Origin of the sequence: Kangiella spongicola (assembly GCF_003194565.2) — a bacterium.
GTDB classification, from domain to species: Bacteria; Pseudomonadota; Gammaproteobacteria; order Enterobacterales; family Kangiellaceae; genus Kangiella; species Kangiella spongicola.
Genome location: NZ_QICH01000001.1, coordinates 723,997 through 737,868, shown reverse-complemented (window position 1 = coordinate 737,868; position 13,872 = coordinate 723,997). Strand labels below are relative to the sequence as shown.

At 44.9% G+C, this 13,872-nt stretch carries 11 protein-coding genes; 8 read left to right on the top strand and 3 right to left on the bottom strand.

From position 1 onward, the window contains the following. Nucleotides 1–133: 133 nt before the first annotated feature. The 5 genes from tkt to DL796_RS03295 all read left to right on the top strand — a co-directional run bounded on the left by tkt (nucleotide 134) and on the right by DL796_RS03295 (nucleotide 7,385). Entirely contained in the window at nucleotides 134–2,170 is a 2,037-nt protein-coding gene (gene tkt / locus DL796_RS03315; protein ID WP_110199948.1) for a transketolase, read from the top strand. A gap of 101 nt (nucleotides 2,171–2,271) precedes the next feature. Continuing rightward, complete coding sequence (gap, locus tag DL796_RS03310; RefSeq protein ID WP_110199946.1) at nucleotides 2,272–3,273, top strand: type I glyceraldehyde-3-phosphate dehydrogenase; 1,002 nt, start codon at nucleotides 2,272–2,274, stop codon at nucleotides 3,271–3,273. Between the two features lie 233 nt (nucleotides 3,274–3,506). After that, nucleotides 3,507–4,682, top strand: coding sequence for a phosphoglycerate kinase (locus DL796_RS03305; protein WP_110199944.1), 1,176 nt, complete (start codon nucleotides 3,507–3,509; stop codon nucleotides 4,680–4,682). Between the two features lie 80 nt (nucleotides 4,683–4,762). Continuing rightward, a complete protein-coding gene (gene fba, locus DL796_RS03300) occupies nucleotides 4,763–5,827 on the top strand; it encodes a class II fructose-bisphosphate aldolase (protein WP_110199942.1) in 1,065 nt (354 codons plus the stop codon). A 247-nt stretch (nucleotides 5,828–6,074) separates the two neighbouring features. Continuing rightward, on the top strand, nucleotides 6,075–7,385 hold the full coding sequence (locus DL796_RS03295; RefSeq protein WP_170114203.1) for a response regulator: 1,311 nt from the start codon (nucleotides 6,075–6,077) through the stop codon (nucleotides 7,383–7,385). A 49-nt stretch (nucleotides 7,386–7,434) separates the two neighbouring features. Here the strand turns inward: DL796_RS03295 and serA are convergent, their stop codons facing one another. Then, the gene (serA, locus tag DL796_RS03290; protein ID WP_110199938.1) at nucleotides 7,435–8,667 is read right to left on the bottom strand and encodes a phosphoglycerate dehydrogenase; all 1,233 of its coding nucleotides are present in this window, start codon (nucleotides 8,665–8,667) and stop codon (nucleotides 7,435–7,437) included. A gap of 215 nt (nucleotides 8,668–8,882) precedes the next feature. On the opposite strand from serA, the gene DL796_RS03285 reads away from it, so the two are divergent. From DL796_RS03285 to prsR, 3 genes are all read left to right on the top strand, one after another. Further along, nucleotides 8,883–9,146, top strand: a complete 264-nt coding sequence (locus DL796_RS03285; RefSeq protein WP_110199936.1) for an acyl carrier protein — start codon at nucleotides 8,883–8,885, stop codon at nucleotides 9,144–9,146. A 107-nt stretch (nucleotides 9,147–9,253) separates the two neighbouring features. Then, the gene (gene prsK / locus DL796_RS03280) at nucleotides 9,254–11,260 is read left to right on the top strand and encodes an XrtA/PEP-CTERM system histidine kinase PrsK (protein ID WP_110199934.1); all 2,007 of its coding nucleotides are present in this window, start codon (nucleotides 9,254–9,256) and stop codon (nucleotides 11,258–11,260) included. Further along, nucleotides 11,247–12,599, top strand: coding sequence for a PEP-CTERM-box response regulator transcription factor (gene prsR, locus DL796_RS03275; RefSeq protein ID WP_110199932.1), 1,353 nt, complete (start codon nucleotides 11,247–11,249; stop codon nucleotides 12,597–12,599). The genes prsK and prsR overlap by 14 nt, the downstream gene beginning before the upstream one ends. A 96-nt stretch (nucleotides 12,600–12,695) precedes the next feature. Here the strand turns inward: prsR and rpiA are convergent, their stop codons facing one another. Beyond that, nucleotides 12,696–13,355: a ribose-5-phosphate isomerase RpiA gene (gene rpiA / locus DL796_RS03270; RefSeq protein WP_110199930.1), complete on the bottom strand. Its 660-nt coding sequence runs from the start codon at nucleotides 13,353–13,355 to the stop codon at nucleotides 12,696–12,698. Then, nucleotides 13,352–13,822: an EVE domain-containing protein gene (locus DL796_RS03265; protein WP_110199928.1), complete on the bottom strand. Its 471-nt coding sequence runs from the start codon at nucleotides 13,820–13,822 to the stop codon at nucleotides 13,352–13,354. The genes rpiA and DL796_RS03265 overlap by 4 nt, the downstream gene beginning before the upstream one ends. Nucleotides 13,823–13,872 lie beyond the last annotated feature (50 nt).

Sequence of the window (13,872 nt, the reverse complement as noted above, 5' to 3'; positions counted from 1 at the left end):
CTGAGGTAAACGTAGCCAAAAAACCGTTAATTTGGATAAAAAACGCCCAATTCATTTGATTGGCTGAGCGCGGTTTGAGACAATAAGCGCCCTAAAAATTGCTGGCCTTACTCATATCTATTTAGGAGATTCGATGCCCACTTCTGGTAATGACACGCCGAGTCGTTTTCAATTAGCAAACGCCATCCGCGCCCTTAGTATGGATGCTGTTCAAAAAGCCAAGTCGGGTCACCCTGGCGCCCCAATGGGGATGGCTGATATCGCTCAAGTTCTTTGGAGCGACTTCTTAAACCACAATCCAAGCAACCCTGACTGGGTCAACCGCGACCGTTTCGTGATGTCGAACGGCCATGGCTCAATGCTGGTGTATTCTTTGTTACACCTTACAGGCTACGATGTTAGCATCGAAGATATTAAGAATTTCAGGCAGCTACACTCGAAAACGCCAGGACACCCTGAGTATGGCTATACACCAGGCGTTGAAACTACGACAGGCCCATTAGGTCAAGGCATCGCTAACGCGGTCGGTTTCGCTATCGCAGAAAAAACGCTAGCGGCACAATTTAACCGCCCAGGCCACGATATTGTCGATCACTTTACCTATGTATTCATGGGTGATGGCTGCATGATGGAAGGTATTTCTCATGAGGTATGTTCGCTAGCAGGTACTTTGGGTCTTGGGAAGCTAGTCGCTTTCTGGGATGACAACGGTATTTCGATTGATGGTGAAGTTGACGGCTGGTTCTCTGATGATACGCCGAAGCGCTTCGAATCTTATGGCTGGCAGGTGATTTCAGACGTTGATGGCCATGATCCAGAAGCGGTCAAGAAAGCTATCGAAGAAGCAAAAGCTGATAGCGAGCGCCCGACTTTAATCTGTTGTCGCACCGTTATCGGTTTCGGCTCACCAAATAAGCAAGGTAAAGAGTCTTGTCACGGCGCGCCGCTAGGTGACGATGAAATCGAGTTAGCACGCAAAGAATTGAACTGGCCACACGCGCCTTTTGAAATCCCACAAGATATCGCCAAAGCATGGGACAAGCGTGAAGCAGGTCAAAAGCTAGAAAGTGACTGGGATCAAAAGTTCATCGCCTACCGCGAAGCACACCCAGAACTTGCCGACGAACTTAAGCGTCGCTTGGATAAGCGTTTACCGAATAACTTTGCGGAAGAAGCTGATAAATATATCAAGCAGTTGCAAGAAGAAGGCCCAACGGTAGCTAGCCGTAAAGCGTCACAAATGGCGTTAAACGCCTATGCACCACTATTGCCAGAGTTGTTAGGCGGTTCAGCGGACTTGGCCGGATCAAACCTAACCATCAATGAGCAGTCAAAAGGCATCACGGCGAAAGACGCTAGCGGCAACTACCTCTATTACGGTGTACGTGAGTTTGGTATGTGCGCCATCATGAATGGTATGGCGCTACACGGTGGTTTATTGCCATACGGCGGTACTTTCTTAATCTTCATGGAATATGCGCGCAACGCCGTGCGCATGGCCGCTCTAATGAAGCAACAAGCCATTTATGTCTTCACTCACGATTCTATTGGTCTTGGTGAAGATGGCCCGACGCACCAGCCGATCGAACAGTTGGCGAACATGCGTACTACGCCAAACTGCTCTGTGTGGCGTCCGTGTGATGCGGTCGAAACTGCAGTTGCCTGGAAAGCGGCTATCGAACGTCGCGACGGACCTACGGCTCTAAGCTTGAGTCGACAAGGTTTGCCGCACCAAGAGCGTGATGCAGAGCAATTAGCGAACATCGCCAAAGGTGCGTATGTCTTAAAAGACAGCAAAGAAAGCCCAGAATTAATTTTGATCGCAACCGGCTCAGAAGTTGGTTTAGCGGTAGAAGTGGCTGACAAGTTAAGCGCTAAAGGTAAGCAGGTTCGTGTGGTTTCAATGCCATCGACCGATACTTTCGACGCGCAAGACGCGGCTTATAAAGAAAGCGTGTTACCAGCAGATGTTCCTGCTCGTATCGCTATCGAGGCGGCAATTGCAGACTACTGGTACAAGTACGTAGGCCTAGAAGGTCAGATCGTTGGCATGACAAGCTTTGGTGAGTCAGCGCCGGCAGGAGATTTATTTGAGCATTTCGGTTTTACAGTTGAGAACGTTGTTGCTGTAGCTGAAGACATGTTAGACGAAGGTGGCTTATTGGATTAATCGTCTTGAGTCGGGAAGCACCCACGGGCTTTTTGCTGTGGAGCTGACCTGCTTAGAATGATGAACAATAAAGCCAAAGAATCGAAATTTTGGAGAAGAAAATGACAGTTAAAGTAGCAATTAATGGTTATGGCCGTATCGGTCGCACAGCGTTACGCGCAATTTATGAGCACGGCTACCGTGACCGTATCGAAGTTGTTGCCATCAACTCTTCGCACCCAGCTGAAACCACTAAACACTTAACTAAGTACGACACGACTCATGGTCGTTTCAACGCAGACGTTTCAACGGACGGCGATCACTTAATCGTTAATGGCGATAAAATTAAGTTATACGCTGAGCGTAACCCAGAGCTTATTCCTTGGGGCGACCAAGACGTAGACGTTGTATTCGAATGTACAGGCGTATTTAAAGACCAAGCCGGCGCATCTAAACACTTCAAAGGTGGCGCTAAGAAAGTATTGATCTCAGCTCCAGGCGCTGCTGACGTTGACGCAACGGTAGTATTCGGCGTAAACGACGACATCTTAAAGCCAGAGCACCGCGTTGTATCAAATGCTTCGTGCACCACAAACTGTTTAGCGCCATTAGCGAAAGTCTTAAACGACACAGTAGGTATTAAGTCTGGTCTCGTAAACACTATCCACGCTTACACCAACGACCAAAAGCTAATCGATAACCAGCACTCAGACTTACGTCGTGCGCGAGCCGCAGCTCAAAGCATTATCCCAACAAAAACAGGTGCAGCTAAAGCGGTTGGTTTAGTACTACCAGAACTTAACGGCAAGATGGACGGTTTCGCCATGCGCGTACCAACGATCAACGTTTCTTGCGTAGACTTAACGTTTACTGCAGGTCGCGATACAACGGCTGAAGAAATTAACGAAATCGTACAGAAAGCAGCAGACGGTCATGTGCTTGACTACAACGATGAGCCACTAGTATCTATCGACTTTAACCACAGCCCAGCGTCTTCTACTTTCGACGCAGGTCAAACTCGTGTTATGGACGGTAACTTAGTTAAAGTGGTTACTTGGTATGATAATGAGTGGGGTTTCAGTAACCGTATGCTTGATGTCGCTATCAAGATGATGAGTGTTTAAGGCTAGTTACTCGTAATACTTCGTTACGGCTGATTTTCTCGATGCTCACGTACTAATGTACGCTACGCATTCTAAAATCAGCCAAGCCTCGTCTTCCAAGTAACTATCTCTTAAACACTGAGAATGTAAGACGATGCTGGATTAAAACAAAAGACTTTTTTCGGAAAGTCTTTTTGTACTTTAAAGACACGTTTAAATAAACGATAAAGATTAAAGAATATAGGTTCTAAAACATGAATGTTTTGAGAATGTCCGATTTAGATCTAGAAGGTAAGCGCGTTCTTATTCGTGAAGATCTAAACGTACCTGTGAAAGATGGCAAGATCACCAGTGACGTGCGTATCCAAGCGTCTTTACCGACCATTAAATTAGCCCTAGAAAAAGGCGCTAAAGTCATGGTGATGTCACACCGCGGTCGTCCAACCGAAGGTGTTTTGACGGAAAAAGACTCGATGGCGTTGATAGCTGATTACTTAAACGAGCTGTTAGATGTTCCGGTTCGTTTAGTCAGCGAATACCTTGAAGGTGTTGAGGTTGAGCAGGGGGAAGTGGTGGTCTTCGAAAACGTGCGTTGTAACGTTGGCGAAAAGGCAAACGATGAGCGTTTATCGAAAATGTACGCTGATTTATGCGATGTATTCGTTAATGACGCTTTCGGTACGGCGCACCGTGCACAAGCCTCGACTCACGGCGTTGCCAAATTTGCACCGGTGGCGTGCGCAGGTCCATTATTAGCAGGCGAACTCGAAGCATTAGGCAAAGCGCTAGATAACCCAGCACGTCCAATGGTGGCGATTGTTGGCGGTTCTAAGGTCTCTACCAAGCTAACGGTTTTAGAATCTCTATCGACCGTAGTCGATCAGCTGATAGTTGGTGGTGGTATCGCTAATACCTTTATCGCTGCGACTGATAAGCCGGTAGGCAAATCGTTGTGTGAAAACGATTTAATTCCTGAGGCTAAGCGACTGATTGAGCAAGCTAAAGCTAAAGGTGGTGAAATTCCGGTGCCAGTCGATGTAGTGACGGGTAAAGAATTTGCAGAAGATGCTGCTGCTGAAACCAAGTCAGTCGATGAAGTTGCTAGCGATGATATGATATTTGACATCGGCCCAAAATCGGCACAGCACTTAGCAGAAGTATTGAAAGAAGCGAAAACTATCGTTTGGAATGGTCCCGTTGGAGTGTTCGAGTTCGATCAGTTTGGCGCAGGAACAGAAGCTATCTCAAAAGCAATCGCAGAGAGCGACGCTTTTTCAATTGCAGGTGGTGGCGATACACTAGCGGCGGTTGATAAATACGGCATTAAAGATAAGGTTTCATATATTTCGACAGGTGGCGGTGCTTTCCTAGAATTTTTAGAAGGTAAAGAGCTACCTGCTGTCGCGATTCTTGAAGAAAGAGCGAAGTAAGACTCTGTCACGAGAAGCGACTAACAGTAAAACACAGCATTTAAATATTAAACAGACAAACAGTTTAAGAGGATAACAAGATGGCACTAATTACAATGCGCCAACTACTGGACCACGCTGCAGAGCATGGCTACGGTATTCCGGCATTTAACGTCAACAACCTAGAACAGATGCGTGCAGTGATGCAGGCAGCAGATGAAACAGACAGCCCTGTTATCGTTCAAGCGTCAGCTGGCGCGCGTAAGTATGCTGGTTCAAACTTCTTGCGCCACTTAATTTTAGCGGCCATCGAAGAATTCCCACACATTCCTGTTTGTATGCACCAAGATCATGGTTCTTCACCAGCAGTATGTCAGCAGTCGATTCAACTTGGCTTCTCATCAGTGATGATGGATGGCTCGCTTGAAGAAGACATGAAAACACCGGCAAGCTACGAGTACAACGCTCGTGTAACTAAGCTAACGGTTGATATGGCGCACGCTTGTGGTGTTTCGGTTGAAGGTGAATTAGGTTGCTTAGGCTCACTTGAAACAGGTATGGCTGGCGAAGAAGACGGCTCTGGCGCAGAAGGCGTTTTAAGTATGGATCAATTATTAACTGACCCAGAAGAAGCCGCTCAGTTTGTAAAAGACACAGGTGTTGACGCGTTAGCAATCGCTATTGGTACTTCACACGGCGCTTACAAGTTTACACGTCCACCAACAGGCGATGTATTATCGATTAAGCGCATTAAGGAAATCCACGAGCGTATTCCAGATACACACCTAGTAATGCATGGCTCGTCGTCAGTACCACAAGATTGGCTAAAAGTTATCAATGAGTATGGCGGTGACCTAGGCGAAACTTACGGTGTACCGGTTGAAGAAATTCAAGAAGGTATCAAGCACGGTGTACGTAAAGTGAACATTGATACAGACTTACGCTTGGCTGCGACTGGTGCGGTTCGTAAATTCTTAAAGCATAACCCTAAAGAATTTGACCCACGTAAATACAACAAAGTAGCACAAGACGCAATGCAGGCTATCTGTAAAGCACGTTACGAAGCATTCGGCACAGCTGGTAACGCTTCTAAGATTACTCCAATTAACATGGAGCAAATGGCGGCGGATTATAAAGCGGGAAAACTAGACCCTCGCGTGAAATAATCGCTTCTGTTACTATGAAAGCCAGCTTATTGCTGGCTTTTTTTATGGCTACTTGATTAATAAACCTAAAAAAACATAAATAAAATAACGATAACCGCACTTTTTACGTGACCCACACCATATACTGTAGAAATATCTAAGAACAAAATTCAAACAACTGGTATCTTACTTCGCGCTAGAGAAGGAGCCGTATTTTAGGAGCAGTACTAAGAAGAAGTACTTAGGAACAGTATCTATGGGGGTAGATATGACTAAAAGAGCGTTAATCGTGGATGACTCCAGGACTGCCTTTATGGTCCTGGCTAAAATTCTGTCCAATTATAATATTGAAGGTATTCATGCCAAGTCAGGTGATGCGGCTTTAGAATACTTAGCGCGTCATTCCGTAGACGTTATCTTTATGGATCAAGCCATGCCCGGCAAGGACGGCTTTGAAACCATCAAAGAAATCAAGGAAGACTCGCGATCAAAAGATATTCCGATAATGATGTTTACTGCTAGAAGTGGCGAGGAATATTACCGTGAAGCAAAGGAATTGGGTGCCGAGGGCGTATTACCAAAAGAATTATCCGCTGAAGAAGTAGAAGAAGCACTGATTAAGCTGAATCTATGGGGAGCAATCTCAGGGCAAGCTTCTGCTGAAGAAGTGCGTGAGGACATTTTACAGCCAACATCCGATGAAAAGCTCAGAGTATGGTTGGAATCATTCCTCGAAAACGAATTCTCTCCGCAGCTATCGAACAAAGTCCGTAAAGCTACCGACGACTTGCGCCGCGATACGATTCACTATGGCAAGCGGATGCTGGATGAAATCGCAAAAAGTGATAAGCAACAGCAAGTCTTGCAGGAAGTGAAAGGCCAGACGGATTATCTCAAGCAGCTATTCAAAACCTCATTTAAACAATACCGCTTAATCAGTTCTATTTTTATCGTGCTATTAATGGTGCTGACCTCCGGAATTGTCTGGTTACTTTATAAAACCTCAGAGCTGACTGCTGAGCAACAAGGTTTGTATCAGAAAATCGCTCAGCTAACCGCTGAAAGCGGTGAAGGCGAAAGGCGTTTAAGCGATAAGATTGAAAAGCAATCGGAAAGCGTAGCAAAGCTTCTGACAGAGCATGTAGGTAATAATGTCAGTACTGCAGCTAGTGAAAACGAAGGGATCTACAGCGAGCAGGGAATGGTCGGTAAATTAGTCGGCATAGAAAGTGAAGGCAGTCGATTAACCGCTAAAAGTGCTTATGGTTATCTTTTTACGGTCACCCCCCAAGGAAGATTGGCACAGAGTCACCTTAAACGTTATTACATAGAGCCTGGCTGTAATGGAGCTACATATGCAAATGCGCTCGCAGGATTAGTGCTAAAACTCGAGGATAATACCTTGGCTTACACGGAGTTACAGGGTTACGCCTTGGTACAGCGGCCTGTCAGTTGGTTGGATGCTAATCAGCAATGCCATGAATACAGCGAAAATGAAGAAGTGGTGCTGAGACAGTTGTTGGCTAATGATGAGCGTATTACAGGTGTCACGGACACAGTGTATTACCAATTAAACTAGGGGATTAACCGCCACCGAATCTGGTAGCGGCTAAAAGTCTAATGCTTATCTAATAAAGAACACGTGCTCGAATAGTCCCCTCGATATCCCGCATTTTCTCTAGCGCAGTTTGGCTAGAGCCCTGTTCAATATCGGTGACTACATACCCAAGCTCGCCTTGAGTTTGTAGGTACTGGCCTGAAATATTGACGTCGTTATCAGACAATATTTGGTTAATTTGCATCAAAACGCCTGGTCTATTCTTATGAATATGCAAAATACGATGGCGTTTATCATGTTCGGGTAATGAAACCTGTGGGAAATTTACCGCCGACATCGTTGAGCCATTGTTACTGTATTTTATCAGTTTGTCGGCAACTTCAATGGCAATGTTTTCTTGGGCTTCCTGTGTGCTACCGCCGATATGCGGCGTTAAGATGACATTATCAAAGGCACGCAGTGGCGATTGAAACTCTTCGCTGTTAGATTTGGGTTCGGTGGGGAAAACATCAATTGCAGCACCTGCTAAATGTTTGTTTTCTAAAGCATTGGCGAGGGCATCGATATCCACCACAGTACCACGCGAAGCATTGATAAGAATGCTATTAGGTTTCATTTGTGCGATCTGGCTTTGCCCCATCATGCCTTTAGTTTGTTCAGTTTCAGGAACGTGTAAACTAACCACATCGGAATGAGCGAGCAATTCATTAAGCTCAGTGACTTGCTCTGCATTACCCAGAGTCAACTTATTCTCGATATCAAAAAAACGCACTTTCATGCCAATGCCTTCGGCAAGAATACCCAGCTGGGTGCCGATATGTCCATAACCAATAATACCAAGGGTCTTGCCACGAGCTTCATTAGATAAGGCGGCTGTTTTTAGCCACTCACCGCGATGCGCAGCAGCATTTTTCGCTGGAATACCGCGTAACAGCATAATCATTTCGCCTAAAACAAGTTCGGCGACGCTGCGAGTATTAGAGTAAGGGGCATTGAAAACAGGGATACCACGGTTTTGCGCAGCCACCAGATCGACTTGGTTGGTACCGATACAGAAACAACCGACGCCGACCAATTTCTTCGCTGATGAAAGCACCTTGTCGCTCAGTTGAGTTCGTGAGCGAATCCCGATAAAGTGGTAATCATTAATGGCTTCAAGGAGTTCGGATTCGGATAAAGCCGTTTTATGGTAAGTCACATTCTCATATCCATCCTGGCGGAAGATATCTTCGGCCACGGGATGAACCCCTTCTAGCAATAATACTTTCAAATCTTGTTTGTTAAATGACGTATGGGCTGACATAACAGGTCTCTGAGGTGTCTCTAGTTAAGTATTGATAGGTCTGATGAGTTCATTTAATCAAAAGACAAAAACGATAGAAAGTGTTTATTTATTTTATTCAGATAGAGCGACAAAAAAGGTGTGTGCGTGGGTTGTTTTTGCTACAATTTGCCGCCATTGAGGCCGTAAAGGCTATGTTTGTGGTGCTAAATGCCTTTACTTGAGGAGAATGCCTGATGGCATACGAAGTAAATATCAATAAAATGATCGAGTTATTAAGCGATACGCTATCGCTATCGGAGGGAGAGCTCTCGGCCGATACTCAGCTTATTGGTAACCTACCAGAATTCGATTCAATGGCGATTGTGTCGATCTTAATGCAAATTGAAGAAGATTTTGGGATTGAAATTCCGGATGATGAGTTATCCGGTGAAGTATTTGAATCCGTTGAGTCGCTAACAGAGTTTGTTGAGATTCACCAAGCAGCAACCGCCATCTAGTCTAGAACACCTCAAAGCTAACTAATTACTTGATTTTTAAGGCCTAAGAGTGGATCTTTAGGCCTATTTCTTTTATAACAAAGACTCATTCTAACAAGCAATTTGCCATGGCAGGTTTTATTGCCAGTATTATTCTGGCCGTCTATCTTTTAATTCTTACGCTAGTTCGCTGGCGACGTATTGCCTTATTCTGGCCTTTATTGGTCATCGCTTTCTCGCTAGCCTTCTGGAGTGCTGCCAAACTATTTGAAGAGCAGTTACAGCTTCCTTTTTGGATGCTTGAGTGGGTTCGACTGTTTGGTTTCTTTACTACCTTAGCACTTTTTATGTGGAAGTTTGCCCGGCTGCATCTGTGGCTTAATGTCGGTGTGTGTGCCGTACTGGGGTTGTGGCTCGCCTATCAAATGTACGGACCAGAAGAGCTAGGAAGTTTGATTAACCCAGGCTTTGCAGGGCTAGTTTTACTTCTATTGTTGCATTTAGTGGAGCTTGCAGGCAATCAGTTCTCGGAAACTTACCGTAAAGAAATCGCAACCTTGGCCGGCTCGATAGGCTTTATATTGGTCTGGGATCTCTTTTGCATGTTGCTTTTCATGTTGGATGAGACGCGAAGTCCCGAGGTGCTTGATATTGCCCGATCGATAGTCACTTCGCTTGCCATTAGTTTTGCCATAGTGCACCTACAAGGGATAGAGCATAGCCGCTTTCAGTTAAATGAGTCATTACCGCGATACCGCCCAGAAAGTGGCCTGAATATATTTGCCATTTACTGCTGGATAGCTGTAGTCGGTTATATCTTAATTGGCATGGTCACTAAAAATGCGGAGCTGGCATTAGCATTTTTATTAACGGCGGGTGTTGGCTTTGTATTACTGGCATATAAAAAACGTTTTTTTGGACAGCTCAAGATACTCTATCGCAAATTGTTCTCCGCTTATAAATATGACTATCGAGAAAGTTGGATACGGTTTAACCGGGCGCTTGATGAAGCCAATGTCACAGGCAATTACTACCAATTATCGATAAAAGCCATTGCCAACATTATTGATAGCCCAGCGGGTAAATTATGGAGCCTACGTAATGGTAGTTTTGGCTATGTCGACCACTGGGAGCTGCCCCTTTCGAAGGACATGAGTTATCAATTACCTGAAAGTTTGAGTCGCTTTATTGACGAGACCAACTGGGTGATAGATGTCCATGAATACCAGAAAAACCCAGATATGTATCGCGGCTTAGAGCTCGACTTGAGCGATCCTTTGTTTGATAACCACCGTATATTTATCCCTTTACGACGCAACGATGAACTGATCGGAATCGTCGGCCTTGCAGCGAGTTTTAGTAAGCCTATTTTGAACTGGGAAGACCATGACTTGTTAAAAGCTGCTGGTCTACAAATGGCGAGTTATCTGGCGATGTTCGAAGCAACGACCCAAATTTACGAACAACAGCATTTTGATGCTTTTAATCGACTATCGGCCTTCGTGGTGCACGACATTAAAAACGTCACTGCACAATTAGAGCTGATTACGCATAATGCTGAGCGCTATCGAGACAATCCAGAGTTTATTGATGATACTTTTGAAACGGTTACCAGTGCGACACAACGCTTGAACAAAATGCTTAACCAGTTAAAGCGTGGTCGCTCTACATCGGACCTCAAAAAGGTTTGTGATTTAGAGGATGTTGTTGCTAATTTTAGAAAAACTGCAGATAGGTTGAATTGGACTGGAAGCATTCCAAAGGTAAAAGTCATCGCCGAAAAAGATGCGTTGCTCAATGTGATCCAACACCTGCACCAAAATGGCCTTGAAGCTAGCGATAAAGATAGTTTGGTGACGCACCATGTCGAGCTTAAAAACAATCAAGTTCACTGGCATATCTATGATAAGGGCACCGGTATGGATAGTGACTTCATGCGTAAACAGTTATTCAAGCCATTCGCCACGACTAAGGGCAATGCAGGGATTGGCATCGGAGTCTATCAGTGCCGGTATTTGCTACAAAGCTTCGGTGGTGATTTAATAATCCATAGCGAATTGAATCAGGGCACGCATTGTATCGCGATTTTAGATTCTCCTAATGGAGAGAAGGAAGGACATAATGGCACAGAGTAAACCAGAATTATTAGTCATAGAAGATGATAAAGGCTTGCAGAAGCAACTAAAGTGGTCGCTCGATGAATATCATGTAGTACTTGCTGAAGGAAAAGATTCTGCGCTCGCTGAGCTTCGCCGTTTCCAACCTAAAGTGGTCACTCTTGATTTGGGCCTACCGCCGGATCCTGCAAACGCCAGTGCAGGCCTAGAGTTACTTAGTGAAATACTCAATCTATCACCTTCTTCTAAGGTCATTGTTGTCACGGGTAACGATGAGCGTGAAGTTGCGATGAAAGCGATCGAGTTGGGTGCTTATGATTATTATCACAAGCCGATCTTGCCTGATGAACTAAAACTGATTATTAATCGTGCCTTTGAACTTGCGAACTTAGAAGAAGAAAGCCGAATCTATAGGCGCAACGAAAATATGCGTTTTCATGGCATTGTAGCGACGTCGCCCAAGATGTTAGCCGCTTGCCAGAAAATTGAGAAAGTCGCACCAACGGATCTTAACGTTATGCTTGAAGGCGACAGTGGTACTGGTAAGGAAGTGTTAGGGCGCGCCGTGCACAGTCTAAGTAAACGAAGCGAAGGCTCTTTTGTTTATTTAAATTGCGCTGCTATTCCGGAAAATTTGTTAGAAACAGAGCTATTCGGCTACGAAGCCTCAGGGTTTTCAGAGGAAGGCGCCAGTAGCAAAGGGAAGATTGAAGAAGCTAATGATGGCACGCTTTATCTTGATGAAGTCGAAATGATGACAATGTCCCTACAGACTAAGCTAATGCGTGCTTTGAATGATGGGAGGGTTGAGCGTGTTGGTAGTCGTGAAGCGTTACCAATTAATTTAAGGCTTATCTGTTCGGCTAATGGTGATTTGGAGCAATATGTCAGCGAAGGAAAATTTCGAGAAGATTTGTTTTATAAACTTAACGAGATCAATATCCAAATACCACCTTTGGCAGAGCGAGATGGAGACGTGGTGCTGATAGCTCGTACCATGCTGAGTAAATTTAATAAGCAGTTTGGTCGAAATATCCGTAGTTTCACTAAAGACGCTGTACAAGCGATGGAAGCCTATTCTTGGCCAGGCAATGTTCGAGAGCTAGAAAATAAAATTAAAAGTGCGGTGGTTATGTCGGAAGGCACGCAAATTACCGCAGAGGACTTGCAGCTCGAAGAGGCGCAGTTGCGTGAAATGCCTCTGAATTTACGACAAGTCAGAGAAGCCGCTGAAACTCGCGCGATACAACGAGCAATAGTGTTGGCAGACGGAAATATTTCACAGGCCGCTAAATTGCTGGGGCTGACTCGTCCAACTTTATATAGCCTGATGGATAAGTACAGTATTCATAGTTAGTCTAAAAATAAGTCCCGCAGAACTCTAGTTTCCTACGGGGCTTTATCTCTTGGTGCATACGCCTGTGTCAAGCTAACGTGTATGACGGTATAAGTTCTAGCGAGTTAGTGTCTCAACAGAGTCTTGTTTACCGAGTAATAATACATCCGCAGCGCGCTCAGCAAAAAGTCCGTTCGTGACCACACCGACGATATTATTTAGCAGTCTTTCCAGTTTTATCGGCTCATTAATTTCAAAGCCATGCACGTCAAGAATAACATTGCCATTGTCGGTAGTGAAGCCAGTACGGTAGACAGGATCACCGCCAAGTTTTACAACTTCTCGTGCGACATAGCTACGCGCCATTGGGATCACTTCAATTGGGATCGGAAATTCGCCAAGACGAGGAACCAATTTCGATTCGTCAGCAATACAAATGAACTTATCTGCGACCGCTGCAATAATTTTTTCGCGGGTTAAAGCGCCGCCACCACCTTTGACTAGCTGTAATAGGTGATTCGACTCGTCAGCACCATCAACGTACACAGGGATTCTATCGACGTCATTAAGCTCGAAAACTTCGATCCCATGTGACTTTAGACGCTCAGTCGATGCTTCAGAGCTTGAAACCGCGCCTTGGATTTTATGTTTTATGGTTGCCAGCTCGTCAATGAAGTAATTGACCGTTGAGCCAGTTCCAACGCCAACAATACTGCCTTCTTCGACATATTCGACAGCCGCTTTACCGACTAATGCTTTTAGTTCGTCTTGTGTCATGCCTTATCGTCCTCAATGCTTAAAATAAAGTCCCACTCATCTTTTGCTACTGGCATAATCGACAAGCGATTACCTTTCTGCACTAAGCGCATATCAGACAATTCTGGGTAGGTCTTGAGTTCGTCGAGTGGGATTTCACGTTTTAAATCACGGACGTGCTTAACATCCACCATGTACCAACGTGGTTTATCGGGGTTACTTTTAGGATCATAATATTTCTCATCGGGATCAAAAGCGGTATGGTCAACATAACCTTCTCTTGTCACCTCCATGATGCCGACGATGGCTGGTGGTTTGCAGTTAGAGTGATAGAAGAAGACTTGATCACCGACTTTCATTTCATCGCGCATCATATTGCGCGCCTGATAATTACGCACGCCATCCCAGTGATCGGTTTTATTCGGTAGCGCTTTTAAATGCTCGATGCCAAATACATCTGGCTCAGACTTCATTAACCAATAGGCCATAATTTAACTGTGTTGGGTTGTCGATGATGCAAGTATATACTTATGACAAA

Excerpts from the sequence above, each read along its gene's own strand:
- tkt (WP_110199948.1), top strand. The coding sequence starts at position 134 with ATGCCCACTTCTGGTAATGACACGCCGAGTCGTTTTCAATTAGCAAAC.
- gap (WP_110199946.1), top strand. The coding sequence starts at position 2,272 with ATGACAGTTAAAGTAGCAATTAATGGTTATGGCCGTATCGGTCGCACA.
- DL796_RS03305 (WP_110199944.1), top strand. The coding sequence starts at position 3,507 with ATGAATGTTTTGAGAATGTCCGATTTAGATCTAGAAGGTAAGCGCGTT.
- fba (WP_110199942.1), top strand. The coding sequence starts at position 4,763 with ATGGCACTAATTACAATGCGCCAACTACTGGACCACGCTGCAGAGCAT.
- DL796_RS03295 (WP_170114203.1), top strand. The coding sequence starts at position 6,075 with ATGACTAAAAGAGCGTTAATCGTGGATGACTCCAGGACTGCCTTTATG.
- serA (WP_110199938.1), bottom strand. The coding sequence starts at position 8,667 with ATGTCAGCCCATACGTCATTTAACAAACAAGATTTGAAAGTATTATTG.
- DL796_RS03285 (WP_110199936.1), top strand. The coding sequence starts at position 8,883 with ATGGCATACGAAGTAAATATCAATAAAATGATCGAGTTATTAAGCGAT.
- prsK (WP_110199934.1), top strand. The coding sequence starts at position 9,254 with ATGGCAGGTTTTATTGCCAGTATTATTCTGGCCGTCTATCTTTTAATT.
- prsR (WP_110199932.1), top strand. The coding sequence starts at position 11,247 with ATGGCACAGAGTAAACCAGAATTATTAGTCATAGAAGATGATAAAGGC.
- rpiA (WP_110199930.1), bottom strand. The coding sequence starts at position 13,355 with ATGACACAAGACGAACTAAAAGCATTAGTCGGTAAAGCGGCTGTCGAA.
- DL796_RS03265 (WP_110199928.1), bottom strand. The coding sequence starts at position 13,822 with ATGGCCTATTGGTTAATGAAGTCTGAGCCAGATGTATTTGGCATCGAG.